The sequence below is a fragment of the Actinopolymorpha alba DSM 45243 genome, from assembly GCF_000373925.1.
In the GTDB taxonomy this organism is placed as follows: domain Bacteria; phylum Actinomycetota; class Actinomycetes; order Propionibacteriales; family Actinopolymorphaceae; genus Actinopolymorpha; species Actinopolymorpha alba.
In genome coordinates, this window is record NZ_KB892740.1 from 69,412 (window position 1) to 93,422 (window position 24,011).

General features: G+C 67.5%; 24 protein-coding genes and 1 pseudogene. 19 read left to right on the forward strand and 6 right to left on the reverse strand.

What is annotated here, in order from left to right; all coding sequences use genetic code 11:
• Positions 1-97: 97 nt before the first annotated feature.
• Positions 98-904, reverse strand: a complete 807-nt coding sequence (locus B141_RS0108075; RefSeq protein WP_020574651.1) for a deoxyribonuclease IV — start codon at positions 902-904, stop codon at positions 98-100.
• A gap of 170 nt (positions 905-1,074) precedes the next feature.
• Here B141_RS0108075 and B141_RS0108080 point away from each other — a divergent pair, with 170 nt between their 5' ends.
• The 8 genes from B141_RS0108080 (at position 1,075) to B141_RS39525 (ending at position 7,624) form a co-directional block, all read left to right on the forward strand.
• The gene (locus tag B141_RS0108080) at positions 1,075-1,965 is read left to right on the forward strand and encodes a hypothetical protein (protein WP_020574652.1); all 891 of its coding nucleotides are present in this window, start codon (positions 1,075-1,077) and stop codon (positions 1,963-1,965) included.
• Positions 1,965-2,339, forward strand: a complete 375-nt coding sequence (locus B141_RS0108085; protein ID WP_020574653.1) for a GntR family transcriptional regulator — start codon at positions 1,965-1,967, stop codon at positions 2,337-2,339. The genes B141_RS0108080 and B141_RS0108085 overlap by 1 nt, the downstream gene beginning before the upstream one ends.
• Before the next feature lie 185 nt (positions 2,340-2,524).
• Positions 2,525-2,815: a 30S ribosomal protein S6 gene (gene rpsF / locus B141_RS0108090; RefSeq protein WP_026257015.1), complete on the forward strand. Its 291-nt coding sequence runs from the start codon at positions 2,525-2,527 to the stop codon at positions 2,813-2,815.
• Between the two features lie 17 nt (positions 2,816-2,832).
• Positions 2,833-3,354 (forward strand): single-stranded DNA-binding protein, encoded by a 522-nt coding sequence (locus tag B141_RS0108095; RefSeq protein WP_020574655.1) that lies wholly within the window; start codon positions 2,833-2,835, stop codon positions 3,352-3,354.
• A gap of 77 nt (positions 3,355-3,431) precedes the next feature.
• Positions 3,432-3,668 carry a 30S ribosomal protein S18 gene (rpsR, locus tag B141_RS0108100; protein ID WP_020574656.1) on the forward strand — a complete coding sequence of 79 codons (237 nt, stop codon included), beginning with the start codon at positions 3,432-3,434 and terminating at the stop codon, positions 3,666-3,668.
• A gap of 16 nt (positions 3,669-3,684) precedes the next feature.
• Positions 3,685-4,131 (forward strand): 50S ribosomal protein L9, encoded by a 447-nt coding sequence (gene rplI, locus B141_RS0108105; RefSeq protein WP_020574657.1) that lies wholly within the window; start codon positions 3,685-3,687, stop codon positions 4,129-4,131.
• Between the two features lie 348 nt (positions 4,132-4,479).
• Positions 4,480-6,102, forward strand: coding sequence for a D-alanyl-D-alanine carboxypeptidase/D-alanyl-D-alanine endopeptidase (dacB, locus tag B141_RS0108110; RefSeq protein ID WP_020574658.1), 1,623 nt, complete (start codon positions 4,480-4,482; stop codon positions 6,100-6,102).
• Positions 6,103-6,226: 124 nt separating this feature from the next.
• The gene (locus tag B141_RS39525) at positions 6,227-7,624 is read left to right on the forward strand and encodes a serine hydrolase (protein ID WP_157180875.1); all 1,398 of its coding nucleotides are present in this window, start codon (positions 6,227-6,229) and stop codon (positions 7,622-7,624) included.
• Between the two features lie 98 nt (positions 7,625-7,722).
• Here the strand turns inward: B141_RS39525 and B141_RS0108120 are convergent, their stop codons facing one another.
• The gene (locus tag B141_RS0108120; RefSeq protein ID WP_020574660.1) at positions 7,723-9,069 is read right to left on the reverse strand and encodes an MATE family efflux transporter; all 1,347 of its coding nucleotides are present in this window, start codon (positions 9,067-9,069) and stop codon (positions 7,723-7,725) included.
• 482 nt (positions 9,070-9,551) lie between these two features.
• On the opposite strand from B141_RS0108120, the gene dnaB reads away from it, so the two are divergent.
• The 4 genes from dnaB to B141_RS0108140 are packed head-to-tail and all read left to right on the forward strand — an operon-like array spanning position 9,552 to position 15,143.
• Positions 9,552-12,359: a replicative DNA helicase gene (dnaB, locus tag B141_RS0108125; RefSeq protein WP_084678170.1), complete on the forward strand. Its 2,808-nt coding sequence runs from the start codon at positions 9,552-9,554 to the stop codon at positions 12,357-12,359.
• A gap of 30 nt (positions 12,360-12,389) precedes the next feature.
• Positions 12,390-12,818, forward strand: a complete 429-nt coding sequence (locus tag B141_RS0108130) for an NUDIX domain-containing protein (RefSeq protein WP_020574662.1) — start codon at positions 12,390-12,392, stop codon at positions 12,816-12,818.
• 34 nt (positions 12,819-12,852) lie between these two features.
• Positions 12,853-13,911: a DNA polymerase III subunit beta family protein gene (locus B141_RS0108135; protein WP_157180876.1), complete on the forward strand. Its 1,059-nt coding sequence runs from the start codon at positions 12,853-12,855 to the stop codon at positions 13,909-13,911.
• Positions 13,908-15,143, forward strand: coding sequence for an MFS transporter (locus B141_RS0108140; RefSeq protein WP_020574664.1), 1,236 nt, complete (start codon positions 13,908-13,910; stop codon positions 15,141-15,143). The genes B141_RS0108135 and B141_RS0108140 overlap by 4 nt, the downstream gene beginning before the upstream one ends.
• A gap of 51 nt (positions 15,144-15,194) precedes the next feature.
• Here B141_RS0108140 and B141_RS0108145 read toward each other — a convergent pair whose 3' ends face one another.
• Together B141_RS0108145 and B141_RS0108150 are read right to left on the reverse strand one after the other, a co-directional pair.
• Positions 15,195-15,731 carry a DUF6886 family protein gene (locus B141_RS0108145; protein ID WP_020574665.1) on the reverse strand — a complete coding sequence of 179 codons (537 nt, stop codon included), beginning with the start codon at positions 15,729-15,731 and terminating at the stop codon, positions 15,195-15,197.
• 96 nt (positions 15,732-15,827) lie between these two features.
• On the reverse strand, positions 15,828-16,226 hold the full coding sequence (locus B141_RS0108150; protein ID WP_020574666.1) for a YccF domain-containing protein: 399 nt from the start codon (positions 16,224-16,226) through the stop codon (positions 15,828-15,830).
• A 126-nt stretch (positions 16,227-16,352) separates the two neighbouring features.
• On the opposite strand from B141_RS0108150, the gene B141_RS0108155 reads away from it, so the two are divergent.
• From B141_RS0108155 to B141_RS0108165, 3 genes are all read left to right on the forward strand, one after another.
• A complete protein-coding gene (locus B141_RS0108155) occupies positions 16,353-16,799 on the forward strand; it encodes an SRPBCC family protein (RefSeq protein WP_020574667.1) in 447 nt (148 codons plus the stop codon).
• Positions 16,800-16,824: 25 nt separating this feature from the next.
• Positions 16,825-17,166, forward strand: a complete 342-nt coding sequence (locus B141_RS0108160; RefSeq protein WP_020574668.1) for an ArsR/SmtB family transcription factor — start codon at positions 16,825-16,827, stop codon at positions 17,164-17,166.
• Between the two features lie 62 nt (positions 17,167-17,228).
• Positions 17,229-17,636 (forward strand): VOC family protein, encoded by a 408-nt coding sequence (locus B141_RS0108165; RefSeq protein ID WP_020574669.1) that lies wholly within the window; start codon positions 17,229-17,231, stop codon positions 17,634-17,636.
• A gap of 17 nt (positions 17,637-17,653) precedes the next feature.
• Here the strand turns inward: B141_RS0108165 and B141_RS0108170 are convergent, their stop codons facing one another.
• The gene (locus tag B141_RS0108170) at positions 17,654-18,889 is read right to left on the reverse strand and encodes an acyltransferase family protein (RefSeq protein ID WP_084678171.1); all 1,236 of its coding nucleotides are present in this window, start codon (positions 18,887-18,889) and stop codon (positions 17,654-17,656) included.
• Positions 18,890-19,054: 165 nt separating this feature from the next.
• Here B141_RS0108170 and B141_RS0108175 point away from each other — a divergent pair, with 165 nt between their 5' ends.
• The 3 genes from B141_RS0108175 to B141_RS0108185 are packed head-to-tail and all read left to right on the forward strand — an operon-like array spanning position 19,055 to position 22,254.
• Positions 19,055-19,879: a 6-phosphogluconolactonase gene (locus B141_RS0108175; RefSeq protein ID WP_020574671.1), complete on the forward strand. Its 825-nt coding sequence runs from the start codon at positions 19,055-19,057 to the stop codon at positions 19,877-19,879.
• Positions 19,880-19,890: 11 nt separating this feature from the next.
• On the forward strand, positions 19,891-21,192 hold the full coding sequence (locus B141_RS0108180) for a family 4 glycosyl hydrolase (protein ID WP_020574672.1): 1,302 nt from the start codon (positions 19,891-19,893) through the stop codon (positions 21,190-21,192).
• Entirely contained in the window at positions 21,193-22,254 is a 1,062-nt protein-coding gene (locus tag B141_RS0108185) for an N-acetylglucosamine kinase (protein ID WP_020574673.1), read from the forward strand.
• Between the two features lie 69 nt (positions 22,255-22,323).
• On the opposite strand, the pseudogene tnpA reads toward B141_RS0108185, so the two are convergent.
• Positions 22,324-22,671, reverse strand: a pseudogene (tnpA, locus tag B141_RS51340) (IS200/IS605 family transposase); the annotation flags it as partial.
• Between the two features lie 82 nt (positions 22,672-22,753).
• Between tnpA and B141_RS39530 the strand changes: the two are divergent.
• On the forward strand, positions 22,754-23,992 hold the full coding sequence (locus B141_RS39530; RefSeq protein ID WP_020574674.1) for an RNA-guided endonuclease InsQ/TnpB family protein: 1,239 nt from the start codon (positions 22,754-22,756) through the stop codon (positions 23,990-23,992).
• The last annotated feature ends 19 nt before the right edge of the window (positions 23,993-24,011 follow it).

A 24,011-nucleotide genomic window follows, 5' to 3' on the forward strand; every position in this document is an offset into this window, starting at 1 on the left:
TACGCGGCGCGCAGGTGGATACGGAGTGTCCCGCCACGGCGTGGTGGCCCGCGGCGGTCAGGGTCGTACGGCGGTCAGGGTCGTACGGCGGTCAGGGTCACGCGGTGCCGAGGCGGGCCCGCAGCCAGGCGATGTCAGCGCCCTGTCCTTCGACCAGGCCCGGCGTCTCGACGACGACCGGGGCCCCGGCCGCCTTGACCACCGCGACCAGGTCATCCTCGGCGATCTTGCCGGCGCCGAGGTTGGCGTGCCGGTCACGCCCGGAGTCGAAGCCGTCCTGAGAGTCGTTGGCGTGTACGAGATCAATCCGGCCGGTGATCGCCTTGACCCGCTCGACCACCGTCGCCAGCTCCTCACCACCGGCGTGGAAGTGGCAGGTGTCGAGGCAGAACCCCACCGTGTCGCCGCCGTTGGCCTTCCCCAACGCCGCCCAGAGGCGTTCGAGCCGCTCGAGCCGGCGGGCCATCGCGTTGTCGCCACCAGCGGTGTTCTCGATGAGGACGGGGCAGGGCATCTCGAGCTGGTCGATGCACTTGCGCCAGTTGTCGAACCCCACCTCGGGATCGTCGTCCTTGAGTACGTGCCCGCCGTGCACGATCACGCCTCGGGCCCCGATCTTGGCGGCCATGTTGACGGTCTGCTGCAGCAGCTTGCGGGACGGGATGCGGATGCGGTTGTTGGTGGTCGCGACGTTGATGACGTACGGCGCGTGCACGTAAAGGTCAACGCCGGCGTCACACGCGGCCGCGGCCAGGCCGGCGGCGCCGTCTTCGTAGGCGACCACCGGGCCCTTCCAGCCCTGCGGATCGCCCAGAAAGAACTGCACGAGGTCGGCATCCCGCGCCTGCGCCTCGATGATCGGATTCGTCTGGTCGACGTGGGCACCGAGCAGCAACCTGGTCATGGTCCGACCTTATGAGGCACCACCGACAAGCGGGACAGCCCGGGGTGGGGCTGAACGAAGGAGTGGAGGCAGGCGACTGCCTCTTGACAAGCATTTGTCTCAATGGATTAATTCATTGAGACAATGCGTCGGTATCCGGCCGTCGCGTCCGGGCCGCAGGTGGGGTCGCCATGGGTGGAGTTCGCGTCGGGATCGTCGTCGCGCTGGTCGTCGTCGTTGCGGTGAGTGCCGTGCGCCTCACCGGAGTGAGGAGCCTCGACCCTGCCGCAGCGCGGGCGCGTCGGCGTGCCTGGGTCACCAGCGCGGTCGGGTCGCTCGTCGTGCTCTGCGCGCTCGCCGTGCCCTGGCCTGGCGTGGCCGGCGACGTGCGACTGGCCATGGCACCGGCCGGTGCCGGCGCGGTCGGTGCCCTCGCCGCCGGGGTCGGTGAACGGTTCGCGCCGAGACCGATCCGGCGACAGCGCGTGGCCGTCCTCGGCAGTCGTGAGGGCACGGGCGCTCGCGCCCTCAAGCGGTGGTACGCCGTCGGGCTCCTCTGCGCCGCAAGCCTGCTCGCGATCGGGGTGCCGACGAGCGCACCCGACGGACGGTCGTTCGCCCGCACCGTCGGCGACCTCGGTGCCGCGGCGAGCCCCTATCCCGGGCGGGTCTATGCGGTCCCGGTGGTGCTCGCTCTGGCGGTGCTCGCGGCCGCAACGTGGTGGGCCATGCGCGAGGTCGATGCCCGCCCGGCCCTCGACGACGTGGGTGTCGAGGTCGACCGGGCCGTCCGCGCGGGCTCGCAGGTCAGGGTCCTGCGCTGGTCGGGCGCCGGGGTGCTCGTGACGACGGCCGGACTGGCGTTGACCATGGGCACCGCGGTCGGCGGTGTCGCGCACTCGCTCCGCGTCAACGGCGCGAGCACCGCGCGAGCCGGCTTCGACTGGCTGCAGATCGCTGGGATCGGCCTGGTCGGGCTCGGTTGTGTCGCTGTCGTGGCTGCCCTCGTGGTCCTGCTCTGGAGCGCGCCGGCAGTACCCCATTCGGCGGAGCCGACCCGACCGGTCGACGTCGCCTCGTGATGGACGAGCCGCGGATCGTCGTCGACCTCGACGCGGCGGAGCCGCCCTTCGAGCAGGTGCGGGCGCAGCTCGCCGGGCTCATCGCGACCGGGCGGCTGCTCCCCGGCGACCGCCTGCCCACAGTGAGGGCCCTCGCCGCGGACCTCGGTCTCGCGGCCAATACAGTGGCGCGCGCCTACAAGGAGCTCGAGGCTGCCGGGCTGGTCCAGACCCGGCGGCGGGTCGGCACGACCGTGACCTCCGGTGAGCACACCGCCGACGTCGCCCTGGCCGCGCTCGCCGCCAAGTTCGCGGCAGCCGCGAGGGAGGCCGGGCTTGACACCGCTGCGGCGATCGACCTCGTCCGGGCCGCTCTGAGGGCCCAGTCGACCTGACGCGCGTCCGGCCTCGTGGCGCGCATCGCTCCGCCGGCAGTGCTCGCAGCACTCCCTGGTAGCCTTGGCCGCTGGTCCCGTGGATCGCACGTGCCCAATGGCGCGCCACGACCCGGATCCTGACGCAAGCCCTCCTGCCACGGAGAGACCGTGGCCGCCCAAGTCCAGAGGAGGTGGAGTTCCGCATGCGTCGTTATGAAGTCATGGTCATCCTTGACGCCGACCTCGAGGAACGCACCGTTGGCCCGTCCCTCGACCAATACCTCACGCTTGTCCGCCAAAGTGGCGGCGCCGTCGAGAAGGTCGACGTGTGGGGTCGGCGCCGGCTGGCGTACGACATCAACAAGAAGTCCGAAGGCATCTATGCCGTCGTCGATCTCTCCTGCGACCCCGCCACGGTTCTGGAGCTCGACCGCCAGCTCACTCTGAACGAGTCGGTGCTGCGGACTAAAATCATGCGCCCCGACGCCCGCTGACCCCACGGGAGGCGTTCATGGCAGGCGAAACAGTCATCACCCTTGTCGGCAACCTTGTCGACGACCCCGAGCTGCGGTTCACCCCGTCCGGTGCCGCGGTAGCCAACTTCCGACTCGCGTCGACGCCGCGCACCTATGACCGGCAGAGCGGTGAGTGGAAGGACGGCGAGACGCTTTTCCTCACGTGCAACGTGTGGCGCCAGGCGGCTGAGAACGTCGCCGAGTCGCTGCAGCGTGGGATGCGCGTTGTCGTCCAGGGACGGCTGAAGTCACGGTCGTACGAAACCCGCGAGGGTGAGCGACGCACCGTCTTCGAGGTCGAGGTCGAAGAAGTTGGCCCGAGCCTTCGCAGTGCGACCGCCAAGGTCACCCGGGCCACCCGGTCCCAGGGTGGCAGCTTCGGCGGCGACGATCCGTGGCAGACGCCCGCCCAGGGTGGCGGCGCTCCGCAGGGCGCGCCCGCCGGCGGTCGTGACCCATGGGGCGGTGGTGGTGGCCAGCAGTCCGGCGGCGGCTCGCAGGACGAACCGCCGTTCTGACCGGCCGAGACACCACTGCCCGTCCGTACATCTGACCATTCCCGCATCACGCGGGGCTCTCTTGGAGGAGCACCACGATGGCCAAAGCACCAATCCGTAAGCCCAAGAAGAAGGTCTGTGTCTTCTGCAAGGAGAAGATCTCCTTCGTCGACTACAAAGACACGACCCTGCTGCGGAAGTTCATCTCCGACCGCGGCAAGATCCGCGCGCGCCGAGTGACCGGTAACTGCACCCAGCACCAGCGGGACGTCGCGGTCGCGATCAAGAACGCCCGCGAGGTTGCTCTGCTGCCCTACACCAGCACCGCGCGCTGACGAGGAGGTCGCACAGATGAAGCTCATCCTCACGCAGGAGGTCTCGGGCCTCGGCACCCCCGGTGACATTGTCGAGGTCAAGGACGGCTACGGCCGTAACTACCTCGTCCCGCGCGGCCTCGCCATCCGCTGGACCAAGGGCGGCGAGAAGCAGGTCGCCTCGATCCGCAAGGCGCGCGACGTCCGGGAGATCCGTGACCTCGGGTACGCCAAGGAGGTCAAGGGTCAGCTCGAGTCGCTCAAGGTCAAGCTGCCGGCGCGGTCCGGCGAGAGCGGCCGGCTGTTCGGCTCGGTGACCGTCAGCGACATCGTGTCGGCGGTCAAGAGCTCCGGTGGCCCCGACATCGACAAGCGCCGGATCGAGATCGGTACGCCGATCAAGACCCTCGGCTCCCACCAGGTGTCGATTCGTCTGCACCCGGAGCTGAGCGCGACGCTCGCGATCGAGGTCGTGTCGACCTAAGAGGTCGCACTCACCACGACGACACAGGGGGGCGGCTCTCACTCGGGCCGCCCCGCTGCCTCTCGTACGCCGAGACGGGGTCTGGCAGGACCACACTCCTCCGCCGGACTGCTCGCATGCTCCCTTGATGTCTCGTCGTACGAGTGTGGTCCTGCCAGACCCCGCGGGGTCGTCGGGCAGGCTGTGCACAGGTTTGCCCACAGGCCCTCCAATGCTGCTGACCGGCCGAAACAGAGATTTTTCAACAGGTCGGCGGTAATGCCTGTGGACATCTGACGCGGTCCCCTTCGGGTGTGATACCTACGAGGAAACCCATGCGTCCTCGTACCCCCGAAGGAGACGCTGTCTATGCGCCTGTCCACGCGCCACCTCGTTGTTGCCGGGGTCTCGACCCTGAGCCTGCTCGGTGTCTCAGTCGCTCCGTCGGTGGTTCCCTCAGTCCTTCGGGCCGAGCCGACGAAGCGCGACCTCGCCGCCGCGCCCGCGTCTGCGACCGCCGCGGACCCGATCGACGGGTTACGCCGCGACCTCGACGCGATCCTCAACCAGCCCGGAGTCCCGGAGGGCCATGCGTCCGTGCAGGTCCGCACGGCCAGCGGCGAGGTGTTGTACGAACGCGAGGCCAGCGAACGCCTGCTTCCCGCGTCCAACGCGAAGCTCTTCAGCTCGGCCGCGGCGCTGGAGGTGCTCGGCCCCGACCACCGCCTCACGACCAGCGTGCTCACGGCCGCCGCCCAGACGGGCTCGTCGCTCCGCGGTGATCTCTACCTGCGCGGCCAGGGCGACCCGACCATGCTCGCGAAGGACTACGACGACCTCGCCGCCAAGGTTGCCGCATCCGGAATCCAGACCGTGACCGGGAAGCTCGTCGCCGACGACACGTGGTACGACGCGACCCGGCTCGGGAACTCCTGGGGATGGGACGACGAGCCCTATTACTACTCGGGGCAGATCTCCGCGCTGACAGTTTCGCCCGACCAGGACTACGACGCGGGCACGGTGATCGTCGAAACCCGGCCTGGTGCCAAGGCGGGCGACCCTGCGCGGACGACGGTCGTGCCGGACACCGGCTACGTCCGCATCGTCAACCAGGCGACCACCGCCGCGTCCGGATCGACGGACATCTCGGTCGAACGCGAGCACGGCACCAACACCATCGTCGTGTCCGGCACCATCCCGGTGACAGCCAGCGCGAAGCGCACCTGGGCGACCGTGTCGGAGCCGACCGGCTATGCGGCCGACGTGTTCCGCCGCGCCCTCAAGAAGCACGGCGTGCGCGTGCTCGGTGGCACGTCGTACGCCGCGACCCCGGCCGGCGCGCGGTCCCTGGCAACGCACGAGTCGATGACGCTCGCCCAGCTTCTCGTGCCCTTCCTGAAGCTGTCGAACAACGGGCACGCCGAGGTCCTGGTCAAGGAGATGGGCCGGAAAGCCTCGGGTAAGGGCACCTGGTCGGCGGGCCTCACGGCGATGTCGTCGGCGCTCGCCGGGCTGGGCGTCAACACCAACTCGCTCCGGCTGGTGGACGGTTCTGGCCTGTCCCGCCAGGACTTCGTGGCGCCGCAGCAGATCACCAACCTGCTCATCGGCGCGCGCGGCAAGGCGTGGTTCCCGACGTGGTACGCCGCGCTGCCGATCGCCGGTGAATCCGACCGGTTCGTGGGCGGGACGCTGCGCAGCCGGATGCCCGACACCGCGGCGGCCGGCAACGTCCACGCCAAGACGGGATCGCTCACGGCCGTGAGTGGCCTGTCCGGGTACGTCACCTCCGCCGACGGTGAGCCTCTCGTCTTCTCGGTGCTCCAGAACTACTACCTGAACGTGAACGCCAAGCAGGTCGAGGACCAGATCGCGATCCGGCTCGCGGAGTTCAGCCGGAAGGCGACGAAGACGGTGCGGGGCATTCCCGCCGTTCCTCGGACGGCGTACGGCCCATCCGACGTCGAATGCGCCTGGGTCAAGGCGTGCTGAGCGCGGGAAAGAAATTGTGCGCAGGCGGCAACCCGGTCGACTCGCATTCCCGTTGATCACGTAGGCGCTCCGTTTCCGGGAGGGCATGCCCACGTCACCAGCTCATGTCATGGGGGTTCGCACAGTGAGAAGTCCTGGCACCGGCCGGCGTGTTGCGGCCGGACTCGCGATGGTTCCGGTTCTTGTCGGCCTGGCGGCTTTACCGGCCCAAGCAACCGAGGAAGAGCGGCGAGGCGGCCGGCTGGCCGCCGAGTTGCGGGCCGCGGTGGTCGAGCAGAGGTTCTCCGAGGTGGTCGACTACGACCCGCCGGCGGTGTCGACAGAGCCCGCGGGTGAGCGGTCAGGGCTCGAGCAGAAGGTGTTCCAGGCGCCGGAGAGTTCCGCCGTACCCATCGCGCGTACCCCCAACGTGGACGCCGCGGTGATCGAGTTGGACGAGCGGGGGCGTCCGACGGCGGTGGCGAACGTCGTGCTGAGCAAGGACTATCCGGATGGCGCGGTGGTGCCGGTCGACGAGAACCTCAGCACCACCGACGTCCGCTGGCGGCGCTGGAACACCGAGGAATGGGACGCTGGTTCGGCAGGTTCGGAGGACGTCCTGCCCGGGCGGGAGCAGGCTCCTTTGGAGGTCATGTCGCCTTATCCCGCTTCGGTTCTCAAGCTGATGGTGGGTTTCGGCGTGCTCCGCCTGGTCGATCGTGGCACGGTGCGGCTCGACGACAACTACACCTATGCGCCGGCCAACACCAGTTGCGGCGCCGCGGGCACGGAATCCATCCGGGTGTGGTTCGACCGGATGATCACCTACTCAGACAACCGATCGACCTGCGCGTTGATCAAGATGATGCACGATCTGGATGTTGTCGACGAACTCAACGCGACTTTCGGTGAACTCGGGCTGGGCACGCTGCAGGTCCGCGGCACCAACCCGACGACCGGCGGCACCTGGGTCGGCATGTCGATGACGGCCCTGGACACCGCGCGACTTCTGCTGATCGTGTCGGGGGCACCCGGAAAGCTGTGGAAAACCCCGGCGGGCGAGCCCGTCACGGCTGGGCTCCTGAGCTCGTCGTCGCGGGCGTTCTTCTACGGCAAACTCGCCGAGCAGGGTCTCAATCACGCGCTGTCCACCACGAACTGGTGTGGACGCTCCTACCCCGCACCGGGAATTCCGCAGCGCGTGTCCAGCCGCTGGATCAACCCTGACGACGGCACCGTCACCGTCGATGGACGCGTGTATGGCCAGGATGTGCGGCCCTGTAACCGCCGGGCGGAGGTGACGTTCGCCCACAAGACCGGGCTGACGAACCAAGCTGGCGGCGACGCTGGGATCGTTCACTCCCTGCCATGGGCGCCGAAGCGCCACTACATCGTGGTGGTCTTCACCAACCTCGGACTGCGGTTCGGTGACGCGTACAAACCGGCGGATCCGCCGGGCATCTATCCGGTTGCCTACACCGAGCGGATCGGAAAGCTGGGTCGGACCATCGACGACATCATGACCCGACGCGGTTTCAGGTAACACCGGCAGGCACGGCATTGGACCGTACGCCTGGACCAACGTGGCGGTGGGACCCGGAATGACCACGTATACGTGATCATTCCGGGGGGGGGGGGACTTCAGGAGGCGGAGCGTCCCACGGAGGCGCCGGTGACCAACCAGGCGTGGCCGCGTTCTCGTACGACGAGGGTGACCAGGCGCGCGACCATGAACCCACCGAACGCCCACCAGAGTGCGACCAGTCCCGCGTTCGTGACGAACACCAGCCCGCACAGCGGGAGGAACGCGACGAGCGTCCACAGGCCGGCGTACGCCAGGTAGCGGCCGTCGCCGGCACCGATGAGGACGCCGTCGAGGACGAACACGACGCCGGCGACGGGCTCGAACACCGCGAAGACCAGCACCACCTGCCCGAGGAGGGCTCGCACCTCCTGGTCGCTGGTGAAGAACGGGATGTAGAGCGGCTGGGTCGCCACCATAACGACGGCGAAGACCGCTCCCGCCGCGAATCCCCACTCGACCATCCGCCGGGTGGCCGCGCGGGTTCCCGTGACGTCTGAGCCGCCGAGATACCTCCCCACGATGGCCTGGCCCGCGATGGCGATCGCGTCGAGGGCGATCGCGAGGGCGTTCCAGATCGTGAAGGCAACCTGGTGCGCGGCCAGCGATGAATCCCCGAACGACGTGGCCACGTAGACGGTGGCCACGATCGCGACCCGGAGGGTGAGCGTCCTGACGATCAGCGGGGCACCCGCGTGCGCGGACGCCCGGATGCCTCGCGGGTCCGGGCGCAGGGACGCGCCGTTGCGCCGTGCGCCGCGGACCACCACGATGACGAGGGCGATCGCGCCGCCCGTCTGTGCGAGGACGGTTCCCCAGGCCGAGCCGGCGATGCCCCACCCGAACCCGTAGACGAAGAGCAGGTTGAGCCCGACGTTCGCGAGGTACGACGCGCCGGCCACCCACAGCGGCGTCCTGGTGTCCTGGAGGCCACGCAGCACGCCGGTTCCGGCGAAGGTGAGCAGGAGTGCCGGCATACCGAGGACCGCGATGCGCAGGTAGGTGACGGCGTACTCGTGGACGGCGGGCGAGGGGTCGAACGCCGAGATCACAGTCGGTGCGACGACCAGCCCGATGACCGCGAGGACGAGACCGAGGCCGAGGGCGAGCCAGAGTCCGTCGATACCGAGCGCAAGCGCGGTCCGCCGATCGCCCGCCCCGACCTGCCGGGCGACGGCGCCGGTGGTGGCGTACGCGAGGAAGACGCACAGCCCGACCAGGGTCTGGAGGGCGGTGCCGGCCAGGGCGAGACCGGCGAGTTGGGGTGTGCCCAGGTGGCCGACGATGGCGGAGTCGGCGAGGAGGTAGAGCGGCTCGGCGACGAGGGCGCCGAACGCCGGGACCGCGAGGCGGAGGATCTCGCCGTCATGCGGGCTGCGGAGGCGGGGTCGCCATCGTGATGACACAGGTGCGGCTCCTGGGGAGCGGGGTTGTCGCGGAGGGGAGCGGGGCGGAGCACGGGCGGCCCGGGGGCGTCCGGCCCTATCCTGCCTTGTCCCCAGCTGTGGATACGTAGCCGGTGACCAGCAGGCGAGAAATTGCACCCCACAGATTTGTGTCCACAGTGTGGGGACGTCGAATGTGCAGGTCAGGCGCCAGATTGTCCCCACCCACAAGCTTCATCCACAAAGAAATCCCCAGCCTGTGCACACGGAATCCCCAGGTTCTCCGGCAGTCACCCACAGATGTTGTGGACGACGAAGTTCTCTGCCAGCGGCTCCTGCGCGTAGCCTCGTACCTTCCATCGGGCCGCGCCGAAGCGAGGTGTCGGTGGTCGGCGCTAGAACGTCCATTGGATGTTCGTGACGGGTGGAACCACGGAGGGTCTGCGGCAGTGAGTGTGAGTGAGTTTGCCGGCCCGCGTGCGGTCGAAGGCGTTACCGATCGGATGCCACCGCAGGATCTCACCGCCGAGCAGTGTGTCCTCGGCAGCATGCTCCTCTCGAAGGACTCGATCGCGGACGTGGTCGAAGAGATCCGAGGCCCCGACTTCTACCGGCCCGCTCACGAAACCGTCTATGAGGCGATCCTCGACCTCTACGGCCGGGGTGAGCCCGCGGATGCGGTCACGGTCGCGGCGGAGTTGCAGCGCAGGGGTGAGCTCGCCCGGATCGGCGGTGCACCATACATCCACACCCTGATCGCGTCCGTGCCCTCCGCCGCCAACGCCGGCTACTACGCCGCGATTGTGCGGGAGAAGGCGATCCTGCGGCGCCTGGTCGAGGCGGGCACCAAGATCACCCAGCTCGGCTACGCCGGTGACGGAGAGGTCGACGACGTGGTCGACCGGGCACAGGCCGAGATCTACGGCGTCACCGAGAAGCGCAGCAGCGAAGACTATGCGGTGCTCGGCGAGATCATGGAGTCCGCGCTCGACGAGATCGAGGCGATCGGCTCGCGCGGCGGGCAGATGGTCGGCGTCCCCACCGGCTTCACCGACCTCGACTCGCTCACCAACGGCCTGCACCCCGGCCAGCTGATCGTGGTGGCTGCGAGACCTGGGGTTGGCAAGGCGCTCGCCCTGGATACGCCTCTCCCCACACCGACCGGTTGGACGACGATGGGAGAGGTAGCGGTCGGCGACGAACTGATGGGCCCGGATGGCAAGCCCACGAGGGTGATCGCGGCCACTGACATCATGCTCGGGCGACCGTGTTATGAGGTTGAGTTCTCTGATGGCACGGTGATCATCGCAGACGCCGAGCACCAGTGGAGAACCACAACGCGAGCGAGCCGCAGGCAGGCAGCAGAGACCAAGCGCACGCTGCACTGGCCAGCCCTTTCAGTGAAACGCGTGAAGGACGCGCAGAAAGCTACGGTTGGAGGGACGGACAACCTCATCTCGCATCGAGAAGCTGTGGGCTTGGTCGGCGACGGGTTCGAGCACGTCCTCCATACGGTCTGCGCGGGCCTGAGGTGGCAGACGGTTCCCCGAAGCATCGTTGTTGGCGCAAACCGGAGTTTCCTGCGGCAGACCCAGGTCTACCCCCGACAGGACCTGCCGCAGGCGCTCTTCGAGCGGGTGACTCGACCTAAGAATGCTGCCACCACGGCAGTGCACAAGGAGATAGTCACAACTCAGGAAATCTACGCATCGCTACGCTGCGCCAATGGACGGCTGAACCATGCGGTGGCCAATGCAGCTTCGCTGACCTTGGTGGAGCAAGAACTCATGCTGCCCCCCTACATGCTTGGGGCATGGCTCGGTGACGGGAGTTCGTATAACGCGCAGTTCACCACCGACGATCCTGAGATCGTGGCGTATATCGAGCAGGAAGGGTTACGGGTCACGCCGAACGGCCCCCGCCTGTACACGATCAGCCTTCCTGCTTCGCCGCCTGTTGCCGAGCGTCTCTGCGTCGTGTGCGGCCACTCCTTCCGGCCCAAGTACACCCAGGCAAAGACCTGCGGTTGGGGCTGCGCAGCACGCTCAAGAAATATGGCTCGGTCTGCTCTAGTGAGCTGCCCGGACTGCGGTGGGCCCCTATCCGGTATGGTCCGGTGCCGGATGTGCAGCAAGCACCACGGGTCGGTGAAAGCTAGTCTGCGGACCCTCGGATTGCTGAGGAACAAGCACATACCGGTCGAATACCTACGTTCGTCTGAGGCACAGCGTCGCGCGCTACTGGCCGGACTTCTTGACACCGACGGCACCGTGACCGGTGGTGGACAAGTCCAGTTCAGCGTGGTCAACGAGCAGTTGGCTTTGGATACCTACGAGTTGGTGGTCAGTCTCGGATACAGGTGCTCGATGACGACGAAGCGCGTCAACGGTCGAAACGAGGCGTCGTCAACGGCCTACATCCTCACCTTCAGCACCTGTGATGACGTGTTCCGTCTGAAGCGCAAGAACACCTTGCACAGGCAGCGTAGGGCAAGTAGCACCACGCGATCGAGTTCCCGTTACATCGTCGATGTGCGCCCCGTGCCAAGCGTTCCCGTGCGATGTGTGCAGGTGGACAATGAAGATCACCTGTACCTTGCCAGCCGGGCAATGATCCCGACCCACAATTCCATCCTTGCTCTGAACTTCGCCCGTGCGGCTTCTATTCAGAATAGCCTCGCGTCGGTCATCTTCTCGCTGGAAATGGGCCGTACCGAAATCACGATGCGGCTTCTCTCCGCCGAATCGCGGGTGCCGCTGCAGCACATGCGTCAGGGCTCGATGAGTGATGACGACTGGGCTCGGCTCGCCCGCAAGATGGGGGAGGTGTCGGGCGCGCCACTCTATATCGACGACTCACCAAACATGACGTTGATGGAGATTCGCGCGAAATGCCGGCGTCTTCGCCAGCGTCACGATCTCCGGCTGATTATTCTCGACTACCTCCAGCTGATGACGTCAGGTAAGCGCGTCGAAAGCCGTCAGGTTGAGGTCTCGGAATTCTCCCGAAACCTCAAGTTGTTGGCCAAGGAACTCGGAGTTCCGGTCGTCGCGCTGTCGCAGCTCAACCGTGGTCCGGAGCAGCGCACCGACAAACGCCCAATGCTTTCCGACCTTCGCGAGAGCGGTTCAATTGAACAAGATGCAGACATGGTCATCCTTTTACACCGTGAGGATGCGTACGAACGGGAATCGTCGCGCCCGGGTGAAGCTGACTTCATTGTGGCCAAGCACCGTAATGGCCCGACCGCTGAGATCACGGTCGCATTCCAGGGCCACTACCAGCGTTTCGTCGACATGGCGCAGGGTTAACGCGGTGTCGTGGATAGTAGACGTGAGGGCGTGAGCGACCGGCGCAGGGTGGGAGCGGTTATCGTCCGCGACCAGAGCGTTCTCATGGTGCGTCAACGCGGAGTTGGCCCGTCCGGGCGGCACGACGGACCGGAGTACTGGACCTTGCCGGGTGGTGGCATCGAGCAGCACGAGGATGTCGAGGCTGCACTCATCCGGGAGGTCAGGGAAGAAGTGGGCCTGACTGTCCGCGCGGCTCGCTATCTTCGTGACCTGCCCTATCCGTCAACGACCACTGCCTACTACTGGGTGGATGTCGACGGCGGCGAGCCCGTGCTCGGCGTTGACGACGACCTCGACTGCGGATGCCCGCGGATGGTCGGTCTCGACTGGGTACCCATGCCGTCCGTGCGGTCAGAGACCGGTGGCCTGCCGATCGCGCCGCTGATCTACGCCTGGGCACGCGACGGGTCGAGTTGACCCTCGACAAGGTCGAGGTCCCAGACTTCTAGCCGTGTCAGCGTTGATGTCGATCGGTGAGTTCGCCCGGGCCACCGGGCTTGCGGTCAGCACCCTGCGTTTCTACGACTCGGTCGGAGTGCTTGTGCCCGAGCACGTGGACCCGGCTACGTCCCATCGCCGGTACGGCCGTACCCAGGTAGCCACCGGCCGCCTCGTTGCCCGCCTGCGACGGGTAGGCCTACCCGTCGCTTCGATCCGAACGATCGTCTGCGACATCGATGACAGGGTGCTCATCCAGGCCGTGCTCGACGAGCACCTTCAGCGGTTGGAGGAGGGGTTCGAGGCCGCGCGTACCGAGCTTGCTCTGCTGACGAACGACCTCACGGATCCGGAGGGCTTCTCTGCCGCACGCTTCATGACAGATGCCAGGCGCCTGGCGCGCGCCCTTCGGTCTGTCATGTTCGCCCTCCCGGCAGCGCCAGAGTCTGGCTTGTCAGCCGTCCTGATTGACGTGTCTGGTGATGAGGCCAGGTTGGTGGCAACCGACAGGTACCGGCTCGCGACCTCGGTGGTTCCCCTCGCACGTGGAACGAACGCTCAGGCTCGATGTGCCGTGGCCCAGTCAGACCTGGCTGGAGTTCTGGCGTTCCTCGGCAATGTCACTGACCTTGACGTCACGATCGGAGATCATCAGCTGCGCCTTGAGGATGGCGAAGAGTCACTCGCGGTGCTCCTCGCTGATGCCGAGTTCCCGAACTACCACGTAGTCCTGAACTCTCTCGACAGCCCGGCCCACAGCGCCACGATGGATCGTGACTCGCTGCGCGACCTGCTGGAATCAGCTTCGTACCTTCGAGGCGTAGGTCCCGAGAACACCGAGGCCAGGGTCGTCACTTTGTATTCCAGTCCGGAAGGTTTTGTGAGCACCGAGCCGGCTACCCCGGACCAGGCGCCCATCGTTGTCAACTACGAGTTCCTGCTTCAAGCCGTGGAGGCGGGGCCCGGCGAGCAACTACAGCTCGACTTCTCCACGCCGATCGCTCCGCTCGCGATCCGCTTCAGCGACGAGCCACGTACTTTCTCCATGCTCATGCCGACTCGGATCGCATGAGTCAGCGGCTGACGACGGAGCAGGATCAAAGGGGAGCCATCCCGCGCACCTACTGGTGGTGGCTCGGTGCGCTCGCCTTCTCCCTCCTCGGTGCACAAATCCAGGCGCTGGCACTCAGTTGGACGGCTGGTGCGACGAGCGGCTCGTTGGCAGGGTTGGTTCTCACCGCCTTCACCGTGCCACGGTTGGTGCTCATTCTGGTAGGTGGCTCGATGGCCGACCACCTGGGCCCACTCCGGGTCATGATCACCTCCGATGCGGTGATGCTCCTCGCCACGGCCGGACTCGCCATTGCTGTCTGGGTTGCCGGGACGCCGCCCTGGCTCCTGATCGTGATCGCCGGTCTTGTCGGCGTGGCTGACGCGTTCTATACGCCGGCATCGGGGGTGATGCCGCGCCTGTTAGTTCCAGGGCCGTCACTCGGTCGGGCGATGGCAGCCCGTCAGAGCGTGGGACAGATCGCCAACGCTGTGGGGCCCGCTGCCGGCGGTGCGGTCGCCGCCACCTGGGGGCTGGCCGCTGCTGCCGGGCTGAATGCTGCCTCGTTCACGCTGATACTTCTTACGTTGTGGGCTTTACGTCGCCGGCTGCGCGGACCGTCGAGCGATTCGCACGAAGCGCCGAGGTTCATACGTCAGGCTCTGGACGGTCTGCGTATCTGCGCCCGTGACCCGCTCCTGCGCTCCCTCCTGATGCTTACCCTCGCCGCGGCCGCTGTGTTGCTGCCGGTGACGTCGGTCCTCACGCCACTACTGGTACGCGCACACGGCTGGTCTGCCGTCTCAGCTGGTCAGATTGTGGGGCTGCAGGCAAGCGGAGCCGGCGTGGTCGCGGTTGTGGTGATGCTTCGCGGATGTCTGCCGAGACCGGGTGTCGTGTCCGCGCTTGGGCTTGCCTGCGCAGGCATTGCGACCTGTGGAATGGCTGTCGCACCAGACTTCTGGGTGGTGGCCGGGGCGGCATTCGTCGCCGGTGTATCAGTAGGGACCTTTGGTACGCATCTGGGCCCGCTCGTTCTCGCATCCGCGCCGGCCAGCCATGTGGCCCGGGTCCAGGCAGTGCTCGTCCTCGTCCAAACCCTGCCGTTGCCGGTCACGCTGAACCTCCTCGGCAGGGCGGCGGACCACCTCGGTCCACAGGTTGCCATCCTGTTCTGCGGCGTTGTCTCGGCCATCACAGGTGTAGGCGCAGCATCATTGGCGAGCATTCGCACCGCTCGAATTCCGACCTGACGCTAGGTCCGGTTCAGGCGTTGGTTGATGTCGATCAAATCGCCTCAGCTATTACGCGCGGGGTTTCGCGTTGCGGAGGCGAATGCCGCTGAATTCGAGGGTGCTGGTGATGACGGCGTCCCAGAATTCCCAGAGATTGTCGAGTATCCGCAACTGTATGCCGGCCTTCTGATGGAGTTGGAGCAGGTTACCGACTCGCTCGGGCGGGCCAAGGGGCTCAACAGGCACCGTCGAGACGACCGCATGCGGAAGTGGCTCGCCGATCGGGCGGAAATCCGCGGCCGAGAAGCGATAGGCATAAAGCTCCACCGTCTGCAATCCCTCGAGCCAGTCGTACTCAATCGCATGGACACGTTCGCCGCACCCCACGCCGATGATGCGGTCACGGTCGTCAGCCGAGGTCCGGGCGCTGGCCCAGGCCATCGCGCGGGGGCATTGCCGGGGAAACCAGTAGTCAGGCGCCCGGGGGTCGTCGACCGCCCAGACGTACGCCCCAGATCGCTGGGAGGAGGGGGCGACGCGGGGAACGAACCTGGTGATCGTCGGGTCTTCGGAGAAATGCAACACCTCCGTGGGCTTTGGTCGCATGCTCCCTGTCTATCGACACCAGGCAGCGCACCGCCAGACCTGAGCGGGAAGGGCGCCAGCCCGGCCGGCCTCCTCGCCGATCAAGCCTCCAGCCGGTCAGCGGCGCGCGAACGCCATCGGATCGTCGGCGTCCACGATCTCCTTGCCGAGCGGGAAGAGCGACACCGGAACCAGCTTGAAATTGGCCAGCCCGAGCGGGATTCCGATGATGGTGAGGCACTGCGCGATCCCGGTCAGGATGTGCGCGAGGGCGAGCCACCAGCCGGCGAGGATCACCCACAGGATGTTGCCCAGCAAGGAGCCGGCTCCGCTGCCCGGCTTGTTCACCAGCCTGCGCCCGAACGGCCACAGCGCGAAGTTCGCCATCCGGAACGCCGCCACGCCGAACGGGATGGTGATGATCAGGATGCAGAGCACCAGTCCGGCGACGGCGTAGCCGACCGCGAGCCAGAAGCCGCCGAAGACGAGCCAGATCACGTTCAGAAGCAGCCGCACAACTTCCACCGTAGCCGCCCTGGCCGTGATCCATCAGCGATCGCGACGTACGCGCAACTCAATAGTTGCGCATCGACGGAGTGATGTGCAACCATGAGGTAGCACGTCAACGAGAGGAATCGCACCATGATCCCGGAAAAGATCGAGCGAGAGATCGTCATCGCGGCACCCGTCGAGCGAGTGTGGGCGGTGATCACGGAGGCGGAGCACATTGCGGGGTGGTTCGGCGACGCGGGCGCGGAGCTTGACGAGCTTCGCCCTGGCGGCAAGATGATCATGACCTGGAAGGAGTACGGCCGGGCGCCAGCGGTCATCGAGAAGGTTGACCCGCCGCACTTCTTCTCCTGGCGGTGGACCAGTGGTGGCCCGGAGCCGACCGCGGACAACTCCACGCTGGTGGAGTTCGGCCTGAGCCCCGAAGGTGACGGAACCCGCCTCCGGGTGGTCGAGAGCGGATTCCGCGATCTACCCGTCTCGGAGGAAGACCAGGCCAGCCGGGTTGCCGGCAACACCGAGGGCTGGTTCCTGGAGCTCAACGAACTTCAGGCGTACGCCGAACAGCTGACACACTGACCCCCCGCACGAGGACGGAGGCGTGATGACCGACAGGGCTGACGAGTCCGGCAGGGCCGCCGAGGTCGACGAGGTGATCGTCGCCCTGGCAGACCCCACCCGGCGGCGCATCCTCGACGTCATCGCGGCGCATGGTGAGGCGACCGCGACCACGCTCGCGGCTGAGCTCCCCGTGTCGCGTCAGGCCGTCGTCAAACACCTCGCGGTCCTCGACCGGTCCGGCCTGGTTCAAGGCCGCCGGCAGGGCCGCGAGGTTCTGTACGCCGTACGCCCGGACCGGCTCGACGCCACTGCCCGGTGGATGGCTGGGCTCGCGGCGAAGTGGGAGGCCCGGCTGGCGGGGATCAAGCGTCTCGCCGAACGATGAGTTTCGGCGTGATCCCCGGTCGGTAGGAGGAGAAGGCTCCGACCGACGAAAAGAGGGTCACGATGTCCAGAAAGACCTTCGTCAACCTGCCCGTGAAAGACCTGGCGAAGACGATCGAGTTCTTCAACGCACTTGGGTTCTCGTTCAACCAGCAGTTCACGAGCCCACAGACCGCCTGCCTGATCATCAGCGAGGACGCCTACGCGATGCTGCACGTGGAGCCGTCCTTCAAGGAGTTCACCGGGAAGGACCTCACCGACACGTCGAAGAGCGCGGAGGTGATCGTGGGCCTGTCAGCCGAGAGCCGCGAGGAGGTCGACGCCCTGGTCAACAAGGTGGTCGCGGCCGGCGGGCAGGCCCTGGGCGAAGCCCAGGATCAGGGGTTCATGTACATGCGGGGGTTCCGTGACCTCGACGGCCACCAGTGGTCGTTCATCTACATGGACATGTCCGCGACCCCGGGGCAGTGAGAAGCACCAACTGGCCGTCAGGTCGAGACGGTGGAGTGCCGCGCCTTCCGGCGCAGGAACGGCCGCTCCACGAAGCGGTACGACAGGAACGCAAGGATCAGCGTCCCTCCCACGACCAGCATGTCGCGTATCTGCGGCACGAGCCCGAGCCCACCCACGAACGCCAGGATCGGGTAGTGCCACAGGTAGGCCCCATAACTGAGCCGCTGGCCCACCCACGCCAGCGGCTTCAGGGCGAGCAACTGGGCAAGGGGATGCCGGTGGTCCAGCACGAGCGCGGCCAGTACCGTCACGGTGAGCACGCCCACGCCCGCGAACCCGATCGTGTACCACGCCTGGGTCCAGCCGTCCCGCCAGCCGGTGACCGGCATCTTCCACACCACCAGGGCGAGGATGCCGGCGGCCGGCCAGGCCAGCCACCGTGACCAGAGACGTATCCGGTCGAGCAGCGTCGGAGCGTCCCGCAGATGCCACAGCAGGAGGGCCAGGGCGCAGCCGAGCAGCAGCTGGTCCGCCCGGGTGTCGAGACCGTTGTAGATCCGATGGGCGGCGTTCTCGTCCCACAGAATCACCCGGATCACCGTCGGCAGCACGCACAGTCCCGCGACGACGCCGAGGACCGTGCCGGACCGCAGCCGGGTGAGCAGGGCGCGCAGCAGCAGCGGCCATCCGAGATAGAACTGCTCCTCGATCGCGAGCGACCAGGTGTGCGGCAGAGACCCTGTGACGTCGGAGTACTGACCGGGTTGGGCGGCACGGACGATGTTGACGACGTACGTCGCGGCGAGTAACGCGGCGAGCCATTGTCCTTCGAAGGCGTCGACGGGAGTCGCGAGCGCGAGGACGGCGATGACCCCGCACAGGACCAGCAGCGCCGGCATGAGCCGCAGGAATCGTCGGGCATAGAAGCGCCCGAACGCCACGGAGCCAGTCTGGCTGAACTCCGCGAGCAGGAGTTGGGTGATCACGAACCCGCTGATCCCGAAGAACACGTCCACCCCGACCGAGCCGCCCGGGATGGCGTCCGGATACAGGTGGTAGATCACCACGGTCGACGCGGCCACCGCGCGGAGGCCGTCGAGGCTCGGCGTACGACCTGGGGCGTGCGGCGGGCGCGCGGTGTTTCTCCGCTGCTCCTCGCCCCCGCGCTCGTCCCGGGTGAGTACGGGCGGCCCGGTCGTTGCCGGTGTGGTGTGCGTGATGTGCGGTCTTGAGGCGGTCAGGGCTGGCGGTGTCGCGGGGGCAGAGCTCATCGCGTCCGACCGTGCCAACCGAGTCTGTACGCAACCCGAGACGAACCTGAAAAGAACCTGAACCTCCGCTCCGTCCCCGTCCGGACGGGTCGCTTGTAGCAAACCAGTTGGACCAGATATGGTCCCAACGGTCCAGGTGGTCCCTATTGCCGTGGAGGTGGGTTGGTGCGCGTACGACCGACGGTGTTCCCGGACCAGTTCGCGCTCGGTCACGCCCTGGCGACCCGGATCGCGGACGGCATCGAGGCTGCGACGAGCGAGGGGCGCCGGTACGTCCTCGGCTGCCCTGGCGGGCGTAGCGCGATGACGACGTATGCCGGCCTCGCCAGCCTCGTCATCCACCGCCGGCTCGACCTGTCCGGGCTCGTGATCGCGATGATGGACGAGTACGTCGACCTCGACGAGGCGTCGGGGACATTCGCGCCGATCGCGGACCACCTCCAGCACAGCTGCCGAGGGTTCGGCCGGGAGATCATCGCGGCGCCGCTCTCCGCGGCCGCGGGGCCAGGCCGGGGCATCGCCACCGAACACCTGTGGGTGCCCGACCCGGCTGATCCACAGGCGTACGACCGCGCGCTCGCGGCGGTTGGCGGCGTCGACCTCTTCATCCTCGCGTCAGGCGCCTCCGACGGGCACGTCGCCTTCAACCCGCCGGGCACTCCGGCGGACTCGACGACCAGGGTGGTGCCGCTGGTGGAGAGCACCCGGCGGGACAACCTCGCGACGTTCCCGCACCTCGAGACGGTCGACCGGGTGCCAAGGCACGGCGTGACGGTCGGCGTCGACACGATCCGCCGGCACTCCAAACGCGCGGTCATGATCGTCCACGGCGCCGACAAGCGGACGGCGGCCGCCCGGCTCGCCGGCGCGGAGGGTTACGACCGGGACTGGCCCGCGACAGTGTTCACCGAGTGTGCGCAGCCGGAGTTGTTCGTCGACGCGGCGGCCGCACCGGGCGGAAGCGAATCACCCGACATCACCAGGTCCTGAGGAGGAGATCGATGGCCCGGATCAAGCTGGCCTACCTGGGTGGCGGCTCGACGCGCGCCGCCGGCACGATGGCGTCGTTCGTTCATCACGGCGCGGAGTTCGACGGCTCGGAGGTCGTGCTGATCGACCTGGACGCCGACCGCCTGGCCCTGATCAAGAAGCTCGCCGACAAGTTGGCTGCCCGGGCCGGACTGGACCTGGTCGTCACCGCGACCACCGACCGTCGGGAGGGCCTACGCGACTGTGACGCGGTGCTCTCCAGTTTCCGGCCCGGCGGTTTCGAGGCCCGTGCCCTCGACGAACGCATTCCGCTGAAGCACGGCGTGATCGGCCAGGAGACCCAGGGGCCGGGCGGCTTCTTCATGGCGTTACGTTCGATCGCCGTCATGCGGGACGTGGCCGAGGACCTCGCCGCCGTCGCGCCCGGGGCGAGGATCTTCAACTACACCAACCCGGTCAACATCGTGGCGCAGGCGATGACGACCTACACCGACATCCCGATCGTCTCGCTGTGCGAGGGGCCGATCATCTTCCCGCGGATCGTCGCCGAAGGTGCCGGACTCGACCCGGACCTGCTCGACACGACCATGGTCGGCATCAACCACAACTGCTGGACGACCGCACACACCTATGACGGCAAGGATCTGATTCCGTTGCTGCGGGACGCCTACGAGGCACGCCGTGGCGACCCGTCCATGAGCGAGGAAACCCGGCGCCTCCTGCGGCTCGCGGTCACGATGGAGTCGGTGCCGTCGTACTACTTCCTCAACTACTACTTCCGCGACGAGGTCCTGCGCCGGCTGCAGGCCAGCCCGCGCACCCGCGCCGAGGACATCATGGCGGAGGTCCCGGGGTACTGGCAGCACTACACCGAGCAGGCGGCGTCGGAGGCACCGGAGCTCGACCCGGCCCGCTCCCGTGGGGGCATCCACGAACTCGAACTCGCCATCGACGCCATGAACGCGTTCTACAACGACACCGGCGAAGTCCTCCCCGTCAACCTGCCGAACACCGGTGGCGCCCTGCCCGGCTTCGACGACGACGTCGTGGTCGAAGTGCCGACCCGGGTGGACGCGACCGGCTTCACCGCCCTACCGCAGCAGCCCCTGCCGCACGCGGTCCGCGGACTCGTCCAGGCACTCGCCGAGCATCAGGTCCTCGCCGCGAAGGCCGCCTGGGAAGGCGACAAGCACGACGGCATCCGGGCGCTCGCGGCCCATCCGCTGGTGCCCTCTTTGCCGGTGGCCGAGGAGCTGTACACCGAGCTGGCCTACGCCCACGCGGCCTACCTGCCGAGCCGGCTTCTCCCGTAGATGAGCGAGCTCTATCTCGGGGTCGACGCCGGCAACAGCAAGACGGTGGCGCTCGTCTGCGACCGGGCGGGGCAGGTGGTGGGGTACGCCCGCACCGGCAACGGTGACATCTACGGCGCCGCGTCTGCGGAGGCGGCCGTCGAGGCGGTCCTCGGCGCTGTCAAGTCTGCCTTGACGATGGCGGGCGCACCGGGCGCCGAGGTGGTCAGCGCGGCCTTCCGGCTCGCCGGCGTGGACTGGCCGGAGGATCACGCGTTCTGGGTGAAGGCGCTCGCCCGCAGGGCCCACCCCCACCAGGTGGATCCGGCCCCCACGGGCTTCGCCCGCAGGGCCCACCCCCACCTCCCCGACCTCGGCCGGATCTCGATCGCCAACGACGGGTTCGCCGCCATCCGGTGCGGTGAACCCAGCGGGATCGGTGTCGCGGTCGTGGACGGCACCGGCTCGGCGGTGGCGGGACGCGGACCGGAGGGCGCCGAGTGGAGCATGAGCTTCTGGATCCAGGACGCGCACGGTGCCGGGGGCCTGGTCTCCGCCGCGCTGCGTGCCGTCTATCGCGCCGAACTCGGCCTCGCTCCACCCACCAGTCTCACCGCCCGGCTGCTCACCTTCTTCGGGCAGGGCGACGTTGAGGCGATGCTGCACGCCTTGACCCGCCGGGAAGGCGGGGCCGGCTACCAGCAGGCCTCCGCCGCGCGCCAGGTCGCAGGCGCCGCCCTCGACGGTGATGAGGTCGCCCTCGCCATCGTGCACGCGCACGGTGAACACCTCGCGGACTATGCCCGGGTCACCGCCCAGCGGGTCGGCTTCCGCCCCGGCGTCGACGGCGTACCCGTCGTGCTCGCCGGCTCGGTCCTATGTGCCGAGAAGTCGCCGGTGGCGGCGGCCCTGGTCGCCGCGCTCGCCGCGCGCTTTCCGGAGGCGTCGCCGCGACTGGCCCGGCTCTCGCCGGTCTCGGGTGCCGCCCTCGACGCGCTTGCCGAGGGCGGCGTACCCCTCACCCCGGGCGTGCTCGATCGGCTCGTCGACACCGCACCACCGCCCGACTTTCTTCTGACATGAACCACTCCTTTCGGCGCAGGCCCCGGACTTCAGTCCCGGGGTTAGCCGGACCCGCTCGTTAGAGCGATCGTGTTTGGTTTCGATGTACTGCTTGATGATCGACAGGGGTGCCCCTCCAGCGGAGATGGCGAAGTAGGAGGGAGTCCAGAAGCGTCCGTGCTCTGTTGCAGCGCCCTGTGTAGTCCCCGCGCATTCTGCGGGCGGACGCGCCTTCAACCGGCGCACGAGCGCGCTGATCGCGAGGGCGGGTGGGTACCGGATGAGGAGGTGCACGTGGTCGGCTTCGCCGTTGAACTCCACCAACTCTGCCCCCAGTACGTCGCACACCTCACGGATGGTGGTCTCGCAGTCGCGCAGCATCGCGTTGTCGAGCACGCGCCTGCGGTACTTGGTCACGAACACGAGGTGGGCGTACAACAGCTACACACTGTGCCGAGTGGAGTGGTAGTCGGCGTTGTTGTTCCGCACGGTTGTCGGTGTCTCCGTCTAGCGTGGTCATGTGGCGCTGGCCAGGTACAGGTACCGGATCGAGCCGACAGCCCAGCAGCGGGCGATGTTGGCTCGGATCTTCGGGTGCGCCCGGACGGTGTTCAACGACGCCATCCGCTGCCGCGACGACGCCCACAAGGCCGGGGAGAAGGTCTCGAACACCGAGGTGCAGCGTCGGGTGATCACCCTGGCGAAGCGGACTGCGGAGCGGGAGTGGCTGGCGCAGGTGCCGTCGGTGGCGCTGGTGCAGTCCGTGCAGGATTCCCACCGTGCCTACCGCAACTGGTTCGACTCCATGGCGAAGCGTCGCAAGGGCGGCCTGGTGGGTCGGCCGCGGTTGAAGTCCCGCAAGGACAACCGGCAGTCGTTCCGACTCACCCGCAACGGGTTCAGTCTCCACCCGAACGGAACCTTGTTCCTGGCGAAGGTCGGCGAGGTGCGGGTGCGCTGGTCCAGGGACCTGCCGTGCGCTGCGTCGTCGGTCACGATCATCCGGGAGCCCGACGGCCACTACTACGCCTCGTTCGTCGTAGAACGGTCTGCGGAGCCACTCTCAGCATTGGATCAGGAGAGTGGTGTGGATGTCGGTCTCACCCGGCTGGCGACCACGGCGGACACGAATGGTGGACGCATCGACATCGTGAACCCGAAGCATCTGAGGCGGAAGCAGCGCAAACTCGCGCGGCTGGAGCGGGAGAAGTCGCGCCGGGTGAAGGGGTCGGCGAACCGGGACAAGACCCGGCGCAAGGTCGCCGTCCAGCACGCCAAGGTCGCCCGCGCACGTCGGGACTATCACCACAAGCGGGCCCTCGATCTGGTTCGCGAGAACCAAGTGATCCATGTCGAGGACCTCAACATCACCGGGATGGTCGCCAATCGGCGACTGGCCCGCGCCATTCACGATGCCGGGTGGGCACAGTTCCTCCGGCTTATCACCGAGAAGGCCAACCACTACGGCCGGTCGGTACAGAAGGTGTCTCGGTGGCTGCCGTCCTCGAAGACGTGCAGCCAGTGCGGACACCTCATGGAATCCATGCCGTTGCAGATCCGCGAGTGGACCTGCCCCGCCTGCGGCGTCCTGCACGACCGGGACTACAACGCAGCACTCAACATCCTCGCCGCAGGGCGTGCGGAGAGGGAAAACGCCTGTGGAACCGACGTAAGACCACCTACACCCAAGGTGGCGGTCGGTGATGAAGCAGGAAGCAGCGGAAAGCCGCGAGGCACGACCGCACCACAAGCGGCGTAGCCGCACCGGAATCCCCGGA